Here is an 18,513-nt window from a genome sequence, read left to right as displayed (position 1 = left end):
AGCACTTGCTTGGAAACGGCGGAGGCCCTGCAAGTGCGAGGCTGGATTGTCTTGGCGGACGCGAAGGTATTCTCAAGGAGGTGGCAGCAAAGATCGCCTAGCCGCAAGGACCGTCGCAAGTGGCGCAGTCGCTTTGCGTAGCAGTGGGATTGCGTGAGCGTATTTGTCGAGGAAATCGTGTCAATTTAACACTACCAAATCTGGGCGTTCTGCAAGCAGTAGCTCCACCGTAGAGTCACGCAAGATCGCATGCACATAGGCGTGTGCAACCAGCCTCAAAAACCGGAAAAGAACGTCATGGCGAACATCAATCTCAGCTCCCAATCTATTGCAGGTGCACGCGCCGGACAGCGAGCCGCCACCGCCCGGAAAGTCATTGAATGGCGAGCGCCGGCCCCGAGACGCCGAGGCTTCCACATGATCCACGGAATGAAGCCCATGGCGCGGATGCTCGCAGCAATTAGGCGCGGGCTAGCCTTGTCCGATCTTGACCGGTGCTGCGCAATCTGGTGGCTCTATCGTCTCCATTTCGGGTTCACCGGCGACGTGATGTTGGGGCTCGCCGCGGTCAGGATTGCCCAGGAGAGATCCCGCTGCGGAATTTAGGAATCGTGGGGGCGCGCCTTCCATACGGGCTCGGCGCCCTGCCGCCGGTTACGTGTTTGGCTGGCGAGGAAAAGTGGCCGAATGCCGATTGCCTTTAGTCTCCCCCAGCCAATTGGGCCGCATTCACTTCTAGCGCCGAGGATCTGCCCGTGGGGGTGGCACCAAAGTGCAGGCAAATACGATGAGCAGATTGCAAAAACTGAACTTGCGCTCGCCCTTCACACGATCAGTAAGCTGAATTTGATGTCGGATGATGCTGCTCATGAAGGTCCCAGCAGGGGCAGACGACCGGGCCATAGCGGGGAGTGTAGGAATCAGGACGGTCTGGAATCCTTGGTCACGTCTGGTGATCGGGGGCAAGGACGCGCGGCTCGCATTCCATCTGGTGATCTTCTGCTGTTACATGAAAGGAAATGACCCGCGTGAGTTCGCGTGGCGATGCAAGGGCGGGTAGCTCGCCAAGCAATACTGCCCGAGTCGTTGCGCTGGATGGATCCTCGCGCAGAACCTCACCGACGCTGTGTACCCACGGCTTGAATTCCTCTGTGAGCGGCTCGTCCGTTGCAGACCGCCAGCCGTTCAACTCTCCCCTCGGTGAATAAGCCGTTGATCTTTCGCCAGGCACTTTGCGTCCGCCTCCGGCCGCCGCGCGATGAGACAACGGCCGCGGCTTCCCGGTCGGTCGGCGCCTTCGCAATGGTACGCGGAATCGGCTTTGGAGCGAATTCCGGGTCAACGGATCGAGCTCTTATCACCAGAAACGAGCTCCGGTTCGCGAGCGGAGTTGCGCTCGCCTTGTCCATGCGGGCGGTTTGCAATCGAAGCAAGCCGGTGTACAGGCGTGATCGCGACATAGTCCTCGGCGGCGAATGGGCGCCGAGGACTGGGGCCATCAGCGAACTTCAGAACGGCCCCTAAGCATCTGCAGTTTGGAGCCTCGTAACAGTGAAGCCCTTAGTTGAGCTTGTAAGACGCCTGGAAGAACGTACCCCACCGTTCCATGCTGTAGTTCGCAAATCCTAGCGAGCCGCAGCCGTTTCCGCAGTCCGCGGAGTCCGCTTCCTTTTTCGTCCACATGGCCCAATAGCGGCCTCCAACGCCTAGGCTGATATTGTTGGTGACAAAGTAGGACAGAAGGCCTTCAACCTGGACGCCGCCGCCACCATTGCCGTGTTGCTCACTAAAGGTGGTCTTTTTGCGCAAGAGATGATTATCGCGGCCCTTGAAGTCGGTCCAGGGCAGGTAAGCGATGTCCGCATTCAGGCGCCAGCGCTCGGTCAGCATAGTTTCGGCGCTCAAGCCGATTCGAGGCGCATTCCATTGAGTATCTTGGCTGCCAACGATCCTATCGTCGCTCGGCTTGATACGACAAAAGTCCTGCGGATTTGTGAGCGGAACGCAACCCCTCGAGTCTGAGCTCTGGCTGTAATAGGCCCAGCCTATAAATCCGCCGATCTTGTAGTTCGTACTGCGCAGGACATCGTAACCGGCGTCGGCCGTGTAATATGCAAATCGCCCGTTTGACTCACCTGAACGAGTATTTAGGTAGGGGTATCCCTCGTGGGGCAGCCAATCTTCATCGTTCGATTTCCCTTTGTTGAAGAACCCGATACCAAGGCTACTCTTCAAGAACACTCCCCAGGGACTGTCGACACGGCCGAATACCTCCCCCGAAAGTCCGTCCAGTGCATGATAAGTGAGCCTGGAAATCAGTATGCTGGGGTCTTCAGGCCAGCCATACGGGACTGCGCTTTGATCCCACTGGAATCTTCCCCGGCTCAGCCAGAGCCGCGAGCCCCCTTCGAACGACCAACCGGACGTGTAGGGAATGGGTGGTACGCTGCCGGCTGATCTCGCATGCAGCGGCGAATCGGACTTTGGTGCGGCTTCTGGGTCCGCACCAAAGTGGTAGTTCAGACCAATTTTCCCAATGTGATAGTTGCTGGACAGGCTGGTCGTGCTCGCCGGCAAAATCGTAGACGGAGATAACTTCGCGGTCGAAGCGGTCGCGACGCTCGGCCCGCCAAAATGCAGATAGTCATACTCGACGTTCACCGACCATGAAGGCGTAAGGGCTTGCTCCACACCGAGCCCGATGACGCCACCAACTTGGCCATAGTCGAAATGGGTTTTCTCCTGTGGCAGGTCGCCCCCTTCAAAGTTGTTGACGATGTCGCCTCGATTATTTTGCCAGGCTGCACCTGCCTTGAGATAGGCAAGCGTTTGCCCGAGCGAGCCGAAGGCGTAACCGATGCGACCGGTCCCGGTCGCAAAGAGGTTCGGAGCTGCGTTGCAGTTTGCGCTTACAATCAAGTCTGAGGCTGCGAGGCAGGTGTTTGAGCCGCTCGCGACAGCTGCGCTGGCATCCAGTTCGAGGCCGTACACCCAACTATTGTTCTGCCAATTGTAGCCGATTTGGCCACCTGCGACGAAGGAGGGAATATCGACGACGTCGCCGTAGATCGGTGGGCCGAACGGATTGGTGAAAGAGGTTCGACCGTACCCGCCGCCTACATGCCCGCCAATGTAGCCTCCGGACCAGTTCCACACCGACGGTGGCAGGGCTTCTCGCCCGAGGTTCGCCATAGATGTACCCGTTGTGGCGATCGCCATGGTCGCAGCCCCCAAAAAGAGAACTCTTGATCGCATAAAGATTGCCCTGAACTTTCCCGAGTTGTAGTCGCGCTCGCTAAGTATCGCCGCACGGCAAATCGTCGGAGCACCAGGCCCCCAATAACGAGCCGGGGCCGCTCCGAAGATCACCGCACGACGATTGGTGATGACGTCCTCAACGTAGCAAGCCGCGTGCCGGAGCAATTCCTTTGTTCTGCAGGAGCTTACTAAGAGCGTGCCGCGTCAACTTCCCTACATTGGGTGGAAGGCGGACGAACGAGTGTCGAGGTTCGCTGCATTGCGGAGCTAGCGTCCAAGGCACGTGCATGTGCCGGAACTTTGTGGTCTGCCCGGTGAGCACAAGCTGGTTCAGCTTGGATGAGCCGTGAGATTTCAAGCCTAGTGTTCTTTTCACTCCGCGAGCTGCCTGATGGCAACCAGCCGGCCGTTGCAAGTTCAGCTCGTACTAGGGTCTGTACCTAAATAGCGCCACGTGATTCTCTTGCCTACGTGTTGATTCGGGGGCGAGAGAATGCGCGCTGGTTTGTTTTGGCTGAACGACAGGCAATGGGCGCGTATCGAACCGCATCTGCCGAGGGGACTGACGGGGCCGGATCGGGACGACGACCGACGCATCGTCAGCGGCATCATTCACATGCTGCAATCGGGTGCACGATGGCGTGATTGTCCACGTGAATACGGCCCTTACACGACGATCTACAATCGCTTCAATCGCTGGGCCAAGCGAGGACGATGGTGCGCAATCTTCGAAGCGCTGGCCAAGCCTGGCGAAGACGGCGTCGTACTGTCGCTCGACTCGACCTCGATTAAAGCTCACCGGTGTGGCTCCGGCGGAAAAGGGGGGAGCACAATCAAGCAATCGGCCGCTCGCGCGGAGGCCGCACGACAAAAATCCATGCGCTGAGCGATCCGCTCTGCCGGCCGGTCGTCCTGCATCTGACTCCAGGCCAGGATGCCGATATCGCTGCGGCTCCCGATGTCCTGGCGCTCGCGCCACCCATGAGCGTGCTCCTCGCCGACAAAGGGTATGATGGCGACAAGCTTCGCGGCGCAATCATTCGTCGTGGCGCCAAGCCCGTAATCCCCAATAAATCTAACCGTGTCGTCATCCATCGCTTCAACAAACGCGCCTACAAAGGACGAAATGTCATCGAACGCTGCTTTGGCAGGCTCAAGGACTTCCGGCGCATCGCCACGCGATATGACAAGCTCGCCCGTAATTTTTTGGCCGCTGTTCATCTCGCCGCTCTCGTCGCATATTGGCTCAATTGAGTCTGGACCCTAGTTTTTGGGAGCGTGAGTACGCCAGGAAGCTAGGAGTCGTGCTCGGACCGCTTTAGGATCGACGCGCCCATTGTCTTGCGGCTTTCGTCCCTCGCGGCATCCTTGAGCGCGTAATGATAGTTGATCGGCAAGATCGGATGGACCTCGGCCGACGAAATCGATCACACGATAGTCGCTGATCTCTTATCTAAACAGGTCCTGATATGGCAGTATGTAGGATCGTGACCAGATGGGACGGATGCTCTCTGCATTGCGCGAAGCTAAATCGGAGGCGCAAAGATCGAGCCGCGATAAGCCCTCATCAAGTGCGTTTGTAACAGCACATCTGCTACTCTGACATCAAGCGGCACAATCGGCCTATCCTAAAGGTAATATCAGGATCGGTGCCCGGGCCATCTCAGGAAATATCGAGGATCAAGACTCAAAAGTCAGTGCGAGAACGGGCACATCCGCGGAGATCCGGCGTTGGGTAAGCTCTAGAGATGCAATGAAGTCCGCCTCGAGGAGATACCTCATCGAAAGCGCTCCCGCGACGGTGCGCCAAGGAGCTCTGCGCGCCAAGGGATGTCTGTCGAACAAGGCTCCGCTCGCAAATCTTCTTGCTCGGTAAGGCAGCTAGAAAATTGGCCGAGTCGGTCGATGGCCACAACGAGTTGCCGAAAGTCTTGCCGGCGTAATTCGCCAACGGATCAAGTCGTCAGACCGCGAACTTGAATCCACCGTCGCCTAGCCCGTTGGGGCATCAAGATTCATGGATGGTTCTTCATTCCACGATACGTCACACCGTGGATCGAAAAATAAGTAATTGCAGGTCAGTTCTTCACCGGGTTGTACGTCACGGGCTGTGAAAACTCGGCGGTCGTCTTGGTATGTGTTTGGGCGGCTGCTGTGGTTCATGAAGCGGGCATTGTCAGCATTGTACTCGATAACACCATCGTAAGCCTTGTAGTCTCTTGGATAGGCATGCTTATCAAGTAGCGCTTGGAATGTTGGAGCTAGGGCTTCGTATTGTTCAGGCGTCACCGTGATGTCAACGATTGGGTTGTGAATCCAGATCAACGAACCTTTGGGCAAACGAGTCGCGGAGAAAAGTCCAATACCGCCAAACCTGTCTGGCTTCAAAATTGTGTCGACGATCAGCATTGAAGAAGTCTCCCGGAGTTACTACCCAGCAAACTAACTGACGTGAGCTGCGAAATCTGCTGCACGAATTGGTAGGCTCGTTTATCCGCGCCTCCATCACAATTTATGTCTTCTCCAGGCGTATTGGGCCGCCTGCTGCGGATCGCCTCCAGCGACAAGGCCGTGAGCTGGGAGGGCTGCAAGTCAGTCGCATTCCGAGCAAAGATCCGTGTCGATTATAGCGGCGAGCTCGTGTCGCACGATCATGACCTGTTACCAGCGCGACGGCGCGCTCGATGCTCTCGCGGCCCGGCAAGCCGCCGACAAGCCCTTCATCGCAGCTTCAAGAGCCGCCCGCGGGTGAATGCGTCAGTGCGTGCCCAGGCAACTGTGGATGTGGAGCAGATATTGCAGGCAAAGTGCGCGGGAGGCCGGCACTCGACTGCCGATTTCGCTGCACAACCGCCTCGAGGCAATCAACGTGATCACGCCGTAGTTAGCAAGAAAACGGAGGTAGAAGTTCGGCCCAACGAGGAGTTGCTAAGCGATGATGCTGGCAAGTCATCGACGCGAGCAGCGGACATCTGTGCTGCCCAGAACCGCGCCAACCTCGCAGGAGCAGCCGGAGCAAGCTATGGTCCAATAACAAGTCCAATTCCGGAACTATCTGGACGGGCTCCATGCGTTTGAGATGTCCCTCGGCGTCTACATTCGTGGGTGATGGATGAGCCGAAGGTCATCGGAGCCTCCGGGTCCGAAAAGGGCGGTGTAGCGCTCACCATGAATGTCGTATTGTTTTGTCGGATGCGCTTCGTCCGGCAGAAGGCCCCACTGGCCGAGTTTCGCCCGCATCGTGTCCGGCGCGGGTTGGGTGCCGTGCAAAAAAGTCTCGGGAACGGAGAATGATGCAGCGTAAATCTCGCGGGCCGCGGGGTACGTCCTCTGAGCCCTGGAGGACGCCGGAGCGGCTTGCTCAATCGACCGTCCAAAAAGCGATCGGGCGGTTCGATCCGTTGGCTGCAGGCTGGGCGGCAGAACGTTTTCCGGTCGAGATCCGAATTGAATGGTTGAGCCTGGCGGATTGAGTGGGGTGCTTCGCCTCATCGCCCCCGCAGGCACGAACAGCGCCGTGTAACGGTCATTGTGAACGATAAAACTGGTAGGTCGGCTGTCCTGGCTCGGCGGGACGTTGCTGCGCTCGTGCGCAGCGGACGCGTGCTGGTCGCCGTGCTGCGCGTTGAACGGACCAACGGCCGCTTCTGAGTCCAGGGCTTGGTGATGACCCTCGTTTGGTTCGAGAGATGACGATGGGCGAGCGTTATCCACCATGGCCCACAGCAGATCCTGATCGTAGACTTCCTCAGGAAGGACGAACCGGCTGCTGGCCAGAAGCGGTGCGCCGGCGTCTTCAATTAACTCGCGACCGGTTGAATTGCCGGGCTCGGTGCGCTGGCGCGCAGTGGCATTTTCTTCCGCCAGGCTTAGTGTCCTCTGCCTCTTCGTAGGTTGGCCGGTGTAATCCTCATCCACAACGACTTCGTGACCTGAGCTGGAAGCGACCGAGGCTAGCTCGTTTGCAGCCGGCCGGTAGGCGCCGCTCCAGCTGAAGTAACGAACGGCTTCTTCGGGATCCGGTGCCAGACCACCCGGGGCTGGCCGGTTGAGAGACGATGCTAGGATCGCTTCGCGTATCGGCTCTTGCCACGGATCCTGATCGTGACCTTGCGCAGTCAGTTCCTCCGGCCCACCCTGCGGCGCGCGATGCTGCGCAGCGGCGTCCTCGCGTCTGGTGACTGCGTGTTCGGGATGAGGACGGTCCGTGCTCTGGTGCTCAAGTCCCAATGCCTGGGCCAGTCTAAGGCCTTCTTCAGACAGATGAGGGTAGTAGGGATCATGAAAAACGGGATTCTCTGCGATTGTCGAGGTATCAAGCTGGGGCACTTCATCCAAGTAAGGCTCAAACTCCGCTTGCTGCTGTTGCGGTGCCGCGGCGTGGTCACGGTCGAGTGGGTTGATGCGGTTAAAAGGGTCCATGTCGACTCTCCGGTGGTTTGAGTCGGCTCGCAATGCCGATCCAATCGTGTCACTGTCTCACTCTATTAGGATCAGCTGTCGACAAGCTGACGTGCTTAGAGACTAACCGGAGTGCGATCTCAGCTCAGTCATTTCGCCGCAATCGCGACTGGTGACGAAGCCGAGCAGGCGGCATCGTTTTTGCCTGTTTGGGACGGGCTCAAATACTGTCGGCACTCTGACGCCGCGATGATCTCGGCAACTGATTGTGGCTCTTCGGTCATCCCAACGTCTCACGCTTGCTCAGCTTGCACAATCTAATACGGTTGGTGGCCGACAACGGTTCCTGGCTCGCATGTTCGTGTGCCGTACCGCGGCGGATGCTCTCGCTCGGATTGTGGTTCTCTGCTGGTGCTCGGCCGGCAAGACACAGAAAGCCAATAGGCTTTATATCGGCGATCCTTGTCCGGTAATCGCGGCCACGCACATATTTGGTGCGCTCGCAGTAAAGATGTCGAGTGCATGCTCCGCGACCGCGCCGGCTGGGCGCCGTTGAGACCCTCCATGGCCTTCTTCTTGCCGCTCAGAACCAGCTCGGGCTCTCTTTGATCGCCGGCGGACTTGTGCTGCGGCGCACGTATTTGCCCCGCGATCGATTGTTCAGGCCCCAAAAATCGCTAATAGCAAAAGATTCGCCGCATCCTTTCCAGCAGGGCCGATCGTGCCTCCTGAAATCGCGAGTCAACATACGGCCCGGCTAAGCAGGGGATCAAAGCTCCTGGTCGCCGCGCTCGGCTGGCAAAATCAAGTACGTGAAGCGGATCCAACCGGCGAGAGTCGCGCGCCCGGTCCTCACCTTGGGCCCGGCCGCCTCGATTGCGCCGATAGCTTTTGCGGTGTTGCGCGGCCATCCTTGGCCGCTTCATCTCGCCGGCGTCTCTGGAACGATTCCGTCGCGGCACCGGGCGAGCAGAACACGCGCTCTGTTGCGCAGAATTTGTAGCACGCATGATCAACCGCAGGCGGCTGAGCGAAGGGCAGGATGTTGATAGTCTCATTCTGGCCATATCGCCTCGTCGAGAAGTTCTCGCAAATTCACCATCCGCGTTGCTCCGCTGCTTCCCTAAGCGCGTCATCAGCCAGATTCCTGCATAGCTCCCGCTTTGTTCGTATTCACCCGGTCCCGTTCAAGACCTCGATGTGCAGAGCCCGACAGCACATTGCAATTGAATCGATCTGAGATCGCAAAGAGATGATTGTCTGAACCAAGCGCGCGAGTCCTGGCATGTCGATTGCTGGGAAGTGCTTGCTACACCATGCACTGAACTAGACGCAAAGGCCGAGTCAGATCCAACTTGCCGTCGAAACCAATTCTCTAGCTTAGAAGCGGCGCTGCTTACTGCCGCTCCGCCCAACGGAGCCAAGTCATGCTGAGCGACACATCCAAATTCTTCGCCTCCATTCGCATCAACAAGCAGGAAGCGCAGGAGGAGCGCCGGACCGCGGTGCGATGCGAATGGCCTGATTGCCAGAACAAGGCAACCCATCCCGCGCCAAAGGGCCGCCACAATGCGCGCGAATATTGGCACTTCTGCATCGAGCATGCTCGCGAATACAATCAGTCCTACAATTTCTTCTCCGGGATGGACGCCGAAGCGATCGCGCGCTACCAGAATGACGCGCTGACGGGCCATCGTCCAACTTGGAAAATCGGCGAGCCCATCAGCGCCCGCAAGATGACCGGCAGCCCGGCCCATTCCGAGGACGACTGCGATGCTTTTTGCATGCTCGCTGAGCTGAAGGGACGCGCCCGCGCGGAGGCCAGGCCTGAGACGCGCAAGCTTTTCAATGCCAAGCGGAAAGCGTTGCAGGTGATGGGCCTGAATGTCGATGCGACGCTCGGAGATATCAAGGCGAGGTACAGGGCGATGGTCAAGAGGCACCACCCCGATGCCAATGGCGGCGACCGCTCTACGGAGCAGCGCCTGGTCGAGATCATCAAGGCCTACCATTACCTGAAGACCGTGGTGCGGGAGAGCTAACCCGGACACGACTTGAACGGCTTCACCTCACCCGCCATTCCATAGCCCTTCATCGTGTGAAGGCTGCACCCGAGCTGGCGTGTAACCCGCTTCAGACCCTAGGCCCGAGAGGCGCAACATTTCCGCCACGCCACAAGGAGTTCTATCAACCTGCTCCCGGACCGATCAACAACGAGCCTTTGTTTCTTTCCTCGTTCATTCGCTCTCTCCTCGGGTTTGCAAGGAGGGGGCAAGTCTTCACGACGCCGATGGGAAGTTCGCAAAGGCGAGCCACAGCGAAAGTTCGAAAGTGCCGTCCTCGACTGCTCGAAAAGCAGAGCCACACTAAACTGCTGCTCCGCTGCCCGCAGGAAGGTTGGTACTGGACTTGCCTCGCGCGTTAAGATGGCACTCAGGGAGTGCCATTCGCGCCCCGTCAATGCAGGTGAGACGGCAGGCCTTTAATCACGCTCTTGATCTATATCAAATTCTGTGTCGCGCATGAGACGTTGTCGCATGTTCGACGTATGTCACATCCGCTCAACCAGAGGAGACCATCTTTCTGCGAGTGCCCCTATTATGGGGGCAAGTTCTCCGATCGGCGAGTGGTGCGAGAATTGCTGTGCGCATCGGTGGTTCTTGGAAAGTCCTGAGGATCGCATGCACGCTGTCGTCCTCGTCAAGCAGCCATTTGTTGATGTCCGCGGGTGGTGGCCCAAAATGCGCAAGCACCTGAGGGCGCTGGACCCGTCCGGGTGTGGTGTGCCGAGCTGCGAACAGTTCCATGCCGACCTCGCTCCTTTGCGGTGGCGCTCGAGATGCCGGCATGTTCTTACGAGAAGTGCTGACCGTGTCCGCCGCAATCGTTGCATGATTTGCCAGCCGTTCTTTCGAGAGACTGGGGCACTGGCACCTCGGAGAGCAGCCCGACCGGTCAGCAGCGAACAAAGTCAGCTTCGCTTTGGCTCGACCTGCCAGCGTGCGTCAAGTCGCTCCGATTATCTTCTCGGAGCGTGCTGGGACCGTGTGAAACAGTTCTGGGCCGGCGCTTTCCTTTCGCGCGCGAGCTTTCAGCTGCAAGAAGCAAAGCCAACATCTGTGTAAGCAAACGGAAATAGAAAATGGATGACCAGTCGCACGGCAAAATGCCACTCGCTTCAAGCAGACGGGAAAGCCGCGGGCCCGACCTATTCAGCTTCATCGAGTGCGCTATACAGACAAGATCAATCGCAGCGCTGTTCGATCTTCTTGTGAATTTCGCGAGCAATGAAGGCTTTGATAAAGTCGCCTACGGAGCACTCTCCTGCTCCAATGAGCGTCGTTTGCCAGAGTATCTACCGCCCCCGCCAACTATAAACTTCCCGTCTGATTGGTGCCAACGCTATGCTGAACAAGAATATCAAGCGATCGACCCGGTGGTCCGGCGGACAGCAATGCTGCCAAGGCCCTTTCTTTGGGATGAACTAACCAGTCGATATGAACTGCAGCCCCGTGAGCTGCGCGTCTTACGCGAGGCCAAAGAAGCAGGCCTTAAGCATGGCATGAGCGTGCCATTGTTTGGATCGCAAGGCCGATCGGCTTTCGTATCGTTTGCATCTCCTTTCGATGATGCCGATCCACAGGATCGCATGGCTCATCTCACGACATTGGCGTCGGCGTTTCACAACGCTGTCGCGCAGATTACACCGCCGCTTGATGAGAGTTGCGAGACAGACATTCCGCTAACACCGCGAGAAACAGAGTGCCTATACTGGGTCGCAGAGGGGAAGTCAGCCTGGGTAATCGGGCAACTTGTTAACGTCACTGATAATACCGTCAATTTCCACATGAAGAACGTCATCAGAAAGCTAGGGGCGGCAAACCGGACAAATGCTGTAGCCAAAGCAACCCGGCGCGGCATCATTTAGCTCCGTACGCCTTCAAAGGAACGATCAAGGACCCTGCGTCGGCGGGCTCTTCCTTTGCGATTCATCTGCTGCGGTCGGGATAGCCGATCTCTAGTGGATTCAACGATGTACTTCAACGGAATTGGCTCAAACCAGATGACGGGGCAAGCGCATCCGGCGCGCGTGTCCGGTGTTTATCAGTGGCTGGCGTGGACCTAGGGGCGTCGGCGCTTCATGCAAGTTTCGCTGCGTCAGACTCGCCTGAGGCTGGATTTCCTAGTTCGGACAATGCAGGTCCTAGGCGGTAAATCGCATGCTTTGTCATACCGACCACGCGATCCCGGCGCTATTGATATGAAGTTCCATCCGTTTCAGATCGAGGATGTCGATCTGTTTGCCAGGAATCGCGCTGTTATAGGTTTTTGCAAGTAAGTGTTGCTAAACAGGCTGCTCAACGCAATGAACGGGTTGAAGCAACAATGACAACATCTTCATTCTCGCCACCAACCGTCTCGAGGCTCTCGAGGCTGCGCCAGCCGGCCGTCCCGGCCATATCAATCAGGCAACTGAGGTGCCGCTGCTCGATGCGACCGCCCGCGAAAGCTGGTTCGTCCCTATGGCAGGGGCTTGCCGCTGGACGAAGCCGTGATCGCTGAAGCCAGGCCCTTCACCTGAGCGGCAGCGCGGCCCTTATCGAGAAGTTGATGCTTCGCGTTGTGCAATCGAGGCTTGCCAGCTGCGGCAATGTCGGCGCGATTTCCACTAACATGAAGCTACCTGCCCGTGCGCAGCGAGTTCAATCGCGATGCGCATTGCATTGTGGCTATGGTGCGCGCCCCACAACTAGGCGCGTCCCAAGTTACCTATCGAAGGATTTGTGGTGAGGGGTCTCCAGCCGTCGACCTTGCGCATGTTGATCTGGCCGGGGGTGAGCAGGCCAGGACGGCATTGCCGCGGCGGCCGCTGATGGCAAACGGTCTTGATCTTGATCCGTCGCTCGAACTCCTCACGCGGCCGCTCAATTGCGTCGGTAGCCGGAATAAGATGTCGCGGCGCCAACTTCCGCTGCGGTGTTCTACAGCGCGGTGTATGGTGCTACCATCGGCGCAGAGGCAGCGGGAGCGCGAATGGCAGGTACGACGACGCGGGCGATGAGCCGGGGTTCGGCTCGGGAGCTTGCCTCTGCGACCCGGTGAGTTGTACCAAGAGCGCGAATTCTTCTTGTCGTTTCGCCGCAGCTCAGATGCCACTGAGGCGAGTGATTGGGGGCGGCATCCCACCGAAGCTTCGGAGAGGTGTTGTTTGGGGAGGCGGCAGGCTTCACCGGCAGCACCGATATGGCGAGGAGTGGGCCAACGCGCTGGCAAGACCCCGCTGGCCAGCGATGAAATGTTGCTCGAGGTCGTAGGAACATCATGGCGGTCTCGCGCGTGCGGACGCCTCTCGCGGAGCGAGTATGTCGGCCGGCCGCTGCAAGCAAGGCGACTGGCGCAGGGCTCTCGACCAAACCGACAAGATCGTCCCGCTCAGCGGCCAAGCGGAGGAAACTAACTGTCCCAGATTTGATGCGTCAGAGGCCCCAGATTCGTCATCCCGAATACGTTGGAACTTTCGGCAGGATAAGCCGAAGAGCAGGCCAATATATGCCCGCTATTCGAACTTCTGCCGATTTGCGTCAGCAACCCGGACAAGAGACTCTTCTCGACGCACATGGGGCAGACGCTAGCGGCCAACAAGCGGCAGGCGTTGGGCAGCTGAATGGTGATCGCCTCGCAATCGCGTTTGACGCAATAGCGATCTTGCGGCCGGTTCAACCCGCTACCTCAACTATTTTCGACTGCCAGCCCTAGTGCCAATTCGTTTGGGCAACTTCCTTCCACGATCGGCTTCGAAGTTCGCGCTAATTCGAGCGTGCAGCAAGGCTCGACAGCGAGGGACTGTCTGAGTGGCGGCAGGCACTGATCCTGAGCCCCGCGCAGCTGTTGCCGGCGCTCCTGCGGGAGGGTGGAGGATCGCGGCTACGCGCAGAACTCACCGAAACTGCCGGGGACTGCAAGTCCTTGATAGGAGTATCGCCACGGGAAGCTGTCCTGTTTGTTGATGCCCTCGCGTCACAGTGCCGCATCCGAATTCCTAGTCCTCTCATCTCGCGCACAATGGGGATTGACGAGGGAGCTCCGACTGAGTGTCGGATTCCGTTGTTCGCTGCCTTCATCTCACCTCGCATCCGCTTTTGCGCGACATCAAAGCGCTTAGATCAGCTCCTGACTAGATGAGCAAAACGCAGACCAACTTCAGTAACGGTTCTTGCTTCATGGCGCTCACGCAAAGATTAGAGTTCCGGCAATCCCAGTCGCTGGTCATGTCGCCGCAGCTGATGCAGGCGATCAAGCTGCTGCAATTATCTAATCTCGACCTCATGACCTTCGTGGAGGAAGAGCTGGAGTGTAATCCGCTGCTCGAGCGTGCCAGTGACGATGCAGCTGGGGCCGAAGCCCCGACTGAGGTCGATCAGGTCAGCGGCGATCAGCTGGCCGAGGCCCAAGTGCGCGACGCCCGGGATGGCGCCATGACCACCTATACCGAATGGGGTGGCGGCGGCTCGGGTGACGAAGACTACAATCTCGAAGCGTTTGTCGCGTCCGAGACAACATTGTCCGACCACCTGGCCGAACAACTGTCGGTCGCATTCACCGCGCCGGCGCAGCGCATGATCGGGCAGTATCTGATCGATCTCGTCGACGAAGCCGGCTATCTGCCGCCGGATCTCGGCCAGGCCGCCGAGCGGCTCGGCGCAACGCAGGAGGATGTCGAGCACGTTCTTGCCGTCCTGCAGGAGTTCGATCCGCCCGGCGTCTGTGCGCGTAACTTGCGCGAGTGCCTGGCGATCCAGCTCCGCGAGCTCGATAGATACGATCCGGCGATGCAGGCCCTCGTCGAGCATCTCGATCTCCTCGCCAAGCGCGACATCGCGAGCTTGCGCAAGCTCTGCGGCGTCGACGACGAGGACATCGCCGACATGATCGACGAGCTCCGCCGGCTCAGTCCCAAGCCGGGCATGAAGTTCGGGTCGGCGCGGCTGCAGACGATGGTACCCGACGTCTATGTCCGTCCGGCTCCTGATGGCGGCTGGCATGTCGAGCTCAACAGCGACACCTTGCCGCGCGTGCTGGTCAACCAGACCTATTATTCCAAGCTGTCGAAGAAGATCGGCAAGGACGTCGATAAGTCCTACTTCAACGACGCGCTGCAGAACGCGACCTGGCTGGTGCGCGCGCTCGACCAGCGCGCCCGCACCATCCTGAAAGTTGCGACCGAGATCGTGCGTCAGCAGGACGGCTTCTTTACCCTTGGTGTTGCGCATTTGCGGCCGCTGAATCTAAAGGCCGTTGCCGAGGCCATCCAGATGCATGAATCCACGGTGTCGCGCGTCACCGCCAACAAATACATGGCAACAAATCGCGGCACATTCGAGTTGAAATATTTCTTCACGGCATCGATCCCTTCGGCGGATGGCGGTGAGGCGCATTCCGCTGAAGCGGTGCGTCACCGCATCAAGCAGCTGATCGAATCCGAAGAGCCGTCAGCGGTTCTGTCCGATGACGCGATCGTTGAGCGCCTGCGAGTCTCGGGCATTGATATTGCCCGCCGCACGGTCGCGAAGTACCGCGAAGCCATGCGCATTCGGTCCTCGGTGCAGCGCCGCCGCGACAATATGTGGTCAACGATGAACAGTAGAGCATCGGGCGGAACTGGCCTCGATAAATAAACCCCCAGCTGTCGATTTAATCCGGAAGCGTAGCTTTGGAGGTCTCTGAAAGCGGGCCTTTGGAGCGAGATTGTTGATGGTGATGGAAGGAAGCTTCTGGCGCGGCATTTGAGGAGAGGTAGTATAGGCCGACTGCCGTCTAAGAGGGGCGAGCGTTTTCAGAGGCTCCGTCGGCGCCAAGCTCTTATTCCTCCCAAGTCCTCGCCTTGGCTTATTGTCGGCCGATATACGGCCCCGATCGGTAGCAGCCGGCTGATCTCGCACGCCAATGATCGCCACCACCTCTTCCGCGATAACTTTCCGGTTCGTTGCTACGCTGCACAACAAGGTTGTAGGGCGAATTATTGGCTTAACCATAATAGCTCGGCGCTAAATGTTGTAAAAACTACACTTGGAGCGCCCAGATTTTGGAAAATGAACAGGTTTTCGAGTGCGCAACTGTAGCCGCGCCCAGCATCGCCAAGTGCGGTTGGGCGGGATCGTCAGGATTGCGCCAAGTCGGGGCTGCTTAGGACCGGCGAGCTCATGGCGGCTTCAAGACAATCGACGACGTCCCGGCAGGAGGGACACATGACCTGGCTGAGCAGGGACAATCTGCCGAATGGCACGTGTTCTGACGAGGCGCATTCGAACTCGGCGGAAGCTAGCGACGCCGGCACACAAGTCGGCGTCGAACGCCATCGCTCATAGAGTCTTGAGATATTCGACAAGCGCTCGCCGTTCGGCGTCGGTCAACTCTGGTCCGATGATGCCGGGCGGCAGTTTCCTTAAGTCGGTTTCCTTACCCTCGAAAGAATGTCCGCGATTGCTGTTCCCAAGCAGCGACACATCGAAGTTCGTCAGACCGGCCGCACAGCTTTCGGACGACTGTGCTTTCGTCGCGAGCCCGACGTTGACCGGGTCGAACGCACGGCTGCCTACGCAAAACGACATCGGCCGCTTGGCGTGCGGCACCAGCATGTCTCTCAGGGTCGGAACAGACCCGTTGTGCAGATAAGGAGCTGTTGCCCAAACACCGTCCAATGGTCGCGCCCGGTACTGAGTGAAAAGCTGTCCCAGCTATTTAGGTTCATCGAGGGTACGATCAAGCATGTCATGCCGACCATCGTTGCCGAGATCGCCTATCAAAGCCTTGGAAGCGAAAAGCTGGTTGATTTTATCGATGAGCAGATACGCAGCGAGAAGACATCTGCAATTCGCACGCTGCTCTGCTCTTTCATGTTGCTCGAGATCGACTCGTTCCCTAGCTATAACCAGGATAAGTGAGTTTTACGAATCGGAAGATACGCCACGGTGGGTGACAGCTGTCATAACCGAGCGCCTGTACAGCTATTATCGGCAACGACCTCTGGCGGGCGCAACACGCAAAAAATTTGAGGAACTTGTTGTGACGCTAGAAATGCGCTTGGCCGGTAAATCTCGTCCAAGAGTTCGAGGAAATTATTTATCCGCCTTGAAGAAGAAGGCATTCAAAGAACCAAAGTCCTAAACTCTTATTCTGGATGAAGCGCCTCCTACAGTCAAAGATCGAGCCATGTCGCTGGACTTGCGGCGCGGATGGGGCGGCGGACTCGATCATGGCCATGGATCGCCTCAAGGGTCGCGCATGGCAACCGAAAGGCTACCATACGCCGGCCAGCTGATCGTTAGGGTCGCGCCGGGCGGCGATCATGGTTCGATGAACGCCGCTGCGCGCGGATCACGCCCGGCCTGCCTTGACCAGATCGAACCACCGCTTCAGGTGCGGATGCGCGCACCAGTCGATCCGTCGTTGATCGACCGGGAGCGGTAGCCCGCGGGTCGCTTCGTCCGATGTCGATACGTTGCGCCACGCCTTCGATCTCGCCCAGGCCATCCTGGACAACAAGCATCTCGACGTGGACTATAAGACCTTCTCGCGACGGACGGTGAGGCACAGCAAGACGCTGGAACGCGTTGAAGGCGTCGTGGTTCGGCTCCTGAGTGGCGTCCTCGAGTTTCCTCCGGGCGCGCGGCCCCGCGAGGCACTGCGGGCGATCGGGCTGGAACGCTTTGCCCCGCCGCTGCTGATCGCGGGTAAGATCGATCTTCTTGGGGCCGATCTCTCCGGAGCCACTCCGCTCATCTCGGGATCGCGCCTAAGGAGGCAGATCATGTCCGCTTCCGGGAGCCGCCGGCGTATGTTTTGACGATCGAAAACTTGGCAAGCTTCAACAGGCACGTCGCCGAGGCCGACGCCGCTCGACTGGGTGCTACGCTGTATGTTGGCGGGTATCCCTCGCTTGCCAGCCAACAGGCCCTGCGCACGATCTCGGCAATGGTGTCCGAACAAACCCCGATCTTTCACTGGTCGGATATCGATCCGGACGGCACCTGGATATTCCACACGATGGAGCGCGCCGTCGGACGACCGATCCTGCCGCATCTCGGGGCGGGCGCCGACCAAAAAGTCCGCACCCGCTCGTTGCCCACCAAACTCCGGCATCGCTTCACTGGCGGCATACTTGGCCAAAGATGGATCCAAGATCCTCGAGCAGGAGGAGCTTGATCCGATTCTTCCTACGCCCACGTAGGCGTTCGGACTGACGAGGGCGCCAGCTTGCGTAACGGGCACGCTTGGCCATTGACGTAAGCGGCTCGGTGACAAGCTGGAGCTCTTGCTGGCCGAGAGCTTGAGGGGGCGCATGAGACCGGCGCGTTGCGGACGCGCGATCTCAAGCAGCGACGGTGGAGACCACCGTTCAGCCCAAGACCATCACCTCCCGACCGATGCCAAGCTGGAATATGCGGCGATTAACCAATCGGCTGGCCCGCGAGTGCGGCCTTAAGTTGCGGCAATCTTATCTGCGCATCGGCTCAGGCGCCTCTCAGTCATCGAGCCGTGAATGGCCACATGAAGAGCGACGGGCATCTCGGTCGCTGCCATCTCAAAGGGCCGGGAGGGGGACGCCGCCAACATCGCCTTCACCGCCGTCGACCACAATCTCCGCCTCACCCTCAGCCTGGCTGAGGCTTTCGTTGGGCCTAATCCGCAACGCCTTGTTGCTGATGCTCGCGGTCGCGCTCGAGCTTCGTCCTGCAATATGGCGGGTTGAGAGACCAGATTGTTTGCGGATCGAGAAAGGTTGCGGCAATGCATCAAGCACTCGTCCCTCTTAAAAGCAGCACAATCAAGAACAAGATCGAGGCGTCCGTGCCG

11 protein-coding genes and 3 pseudogenes are annotated in these 18,513 nt (G+C 58.6%); 8 read left to right on the top strand and 6 right to left on the bottom strand.

Translation table 11 applies throughout. The annotated features are described in order from the left end of the window. Positions 1 to 1,560 precede the first annotated feature (1,560 nt). A complete protein-coding gene (locus tag AAFG50_RS36160) occupies positions 1,561 to 3,219 on the bottom strand; it encodes an outer membrane beta-barrel protein (RefSeq protein ID WP_224517533.1) in 1,659 nt (552 codons plus the stop codon). Between the two features lie 510 nt (positions 3,220 to 3,729). Between AAFG50_RS36160 and AAFG50_RS36155 the strand changes: the two are divergent. Beyond that, positions 3,730 to 4,512: pseudogene (locus tag AAFG50_RS36155) on the top strand (IS5-like element ISBj2 family transposase). Between the two features lie 738 nt (positions 4,513 to 5,250). Here AAFG50_RS36155 and AAFG50_RS36150 read toward each other — a convergent pair. Further along, the gene (locus tag AAFG50_RS36150) at positions 5,251 to 5,667 is read right to left on the bottom strand and encodes an SET domain-containing protein (RefSeq protein WP_011084680.1); all 417 of its coding nucleotides are present in this window, start codon (positions 5,665 to 5,667) and stop codon (positions 5,251 to 5,253) included. Positions 5,668 to 6,351: 684 nt separating this feature from the next. Beyond that, on the bottom strand, positions 6,352 to 7,680 hold the full coding sequence (locus AAFG50_RS36145; RefSeq protein ID WP_011084682.1) for a hypothetical protein: 1,329 nt from the start codon (positions 7,678 to 7,680) through the stop codon (positions 6,352 to 6,354). Positions 7,681 to 9,086: 1,406 nt separating this feature from the next. On the opposite strand from AAFG50_RS36145, the gene AAFG50_RS36140 reads away from it, so the two are divergent. Together AAFG50_RS36140 and AAFG50_RS36135 are read left to right on the top strand one after the other, a co-directional pair. After that, positions 9,087 to 9,701: a J domain-containing protein gene (locus AAFG50_RS36140; protein ID WP_011084684.1), complete on the top strand. Its 615-nt coding sequence runs from the start codon at positions 9,087 to 9,089 to the stop codon at positions 9,699 to 9,701. 1,100 nt (positions 9,702 to 10,801) lie between these two features. After that, positions 10,802 to 11,587, top strand: a complete 786-nt coding sequence (locus AAFG50_RS36135; RefSeq protein WP_018645272.1) for a LuxR family transcriptional regulator — start codon at positions 10,802 to 10,804, stop codon at positions 11,585 to 11,587. 822 nt (positions 11,588 to 12,409) lie between these two features. On the opposite strand, the pseudogene AAFG50_RS36130 reads toward AAFG50_RS36135, so the two are convergent. Then, positions 12,410 to 12,598, bottom strand: a pseudogene (locus AAFG50_RS36130) (hypothetical protein); the annotation flags it as partial. Between the two features lie 1,282 nt (positions 12,599 to 13,880). On the opposite strand from AAFG50_RS36130, the gene rpoN reads away from it, so the two are divergent. After that, positions 13,881 to 15,335 carry an RNA polymerase factor sigma-54 gene (gene rpoN, locus AAFG50_RS36125; protein WP_011084688.1) on the top strand — a complete coding sequence of 485 codons (1,455 nt, stop codon included), beginning with the start codon at positions 13,881 to 13,883 and terminating at the stop codon, positions 15,333 to 15,335. Between the two features lie 684 nt (positions 15,336 to 16,019). On the opposite strand, the gene AAFG50_RS36120 is transcribed toward rpoN, so the two are convergent. After that, a complete protein-coding gene (locus tag AAFG50_RS36120) occupies positions 16,020 to 16,394 on the bottom strand; it encodes a di-heme-cytochrome C peroxidase (protein ID WP_269465757.1) in 375 nt (124 codons plus the stop codon). A gap of 36 nt (positions 16,395 to 16,430) precedes the next feature. On the opposite strand from AAFG50_RS36120, the gene AAFG50_RS36115 reads away from it, so the two are divergent. The 4 genes and pseudogenes from AAFG50_RS36115 to AAFG50_RS36100 all read left to right on the top strand — a co-directional run. Next, positions 16,431 to 16,601, top strand: a complete 171-nt coding sequence (locus AAFG50_RS36115; protein WP_014497906.1) for a hypothetical protein — start codon at positions 16,431 to 16,433, stop codon at positions 16,599 to 16,601. A gap of 557 nt (positions 16,602 to 17,158) precedes the next feature. Then, positions 17,159 to 17,503, top strand: coding sequence for a hypothetical protein (locus AAFG50_RS36110; RefSeq protein WP_014497905.1), 345 nt, complete (start codon positions 17,159 to 17,161; stop codon positions 17,501 to 17,503). Next, positions 17,500 to 17,862: a Wadjet anti-phage system protein JetD domain-containing protein gene (locus AAFG50_RS36105; protein WP_026312353.1), complete on the top strand. Its 363-nt coding sequence runs from the start codon at positions 17,500 to 17,502 to the stop codon at positions 17,860 to 17,862. The genes AAFG50_RS36110 and AAFG50_RS36105 overlap by 4 nt, the downstream gene beginning before the upstream one ends. Positions 17,863 to 17,941: 79 nt before the next feature. Further along, positions 17,942 to 18,167: pseudogene (locus AAFG50_RS36100) on the top strand (IS5/IS1182 family transposase); the annotation flags it as partial. A 74-nt stretch (positions 18,168 to 18,241) separates the two neighbouring features. Here AAFG50_RS36100 and AAFG50_RS36095 read toward each other — a convergent pair. Beyond that, on the bottom strand, positions 18,242 to 18,460 hold the full coding sequence (locus AAFG50_RS36095) for a hypothetical protein (protein ID WP_161966258.1): 219 nt from the start codon (positions 18,458 to 18,460) through the stop codon (positions 18,242 to 18,244). Positions 18,461 to 18,513 lie beyond the last annotated feature (53 nt).

This window comes from Bradyrhizobium sp. B039 (assembly GCF_038965675.1).
In the GTDB taxonomy this organism is placed as follows: Bacteria; Pseudomonadota; Alphaproteobacteria; order Rhizobiales; family Xanthobacteraceae; genus Bradyrhizobium; species Bradyrhizobium diazoefficiens.
Note: the sequence above shows the minus strand (reverse complement) of the source record. Positions and strands in the feature narration are given on the sequence as shown.

What these genes read in the sequence shown, in the direction of transcription:
- AAFG50_RS36160 (WP_224517533.1), bottom strand. Translation starts at nt 3,219, where the DNA reads ATGGCGATCGCCACAACGGGTACATCTATGGCGAACCTCGGGCGAGAA.
- AAFG50_RS36140 (WP_011084684.1), top strand. Translation starts at nt 9,087, where the DNA reads ATGCTGAGCGACACATCCAAATTCTTCGCCTCCATTCGCATCAACAAG.
- AAFG50_RS36145 (WP_011084682.1), bottom strand. Translation starts at nt 7,680, where the DNA reads ATGGACCCTTTTAACCGCATCAACCCACTCGACCGTGACCACGCCGCG.
- AAFG50_RS36135 (WP_018645272.1), top strand. Translation starts at nt 10,802, where the DNA reads ATGGATGACCAGTCGCACGGCAAAATGCCACTCGCTTCAAGCAGACGG.
- rpoN (WP_011084688.1), top strand. Translation starts at nt 13,881, where the DNA reads ATGGCGCTCACGCAAAGATTAGAGTTCCGGCAATCCCAGTCGCTGGTC.
- AAFG50_RS36150 (WP_011084680.1), bottom strand. Translation starts at nt 5,667, where the DNA reads ATGCTGATCGTCGACACAATTTTGAAGCCAGACAGGTTTGGCGGTATT.
- AAFG50_RS36115 (WP_014497906.1), top strand. Translation starts at nt 16,431, where the DNA reads ATGCCGACCATCGTTGCCGAGATCGCCTATCAAAGCCTTGGAAGCGAA.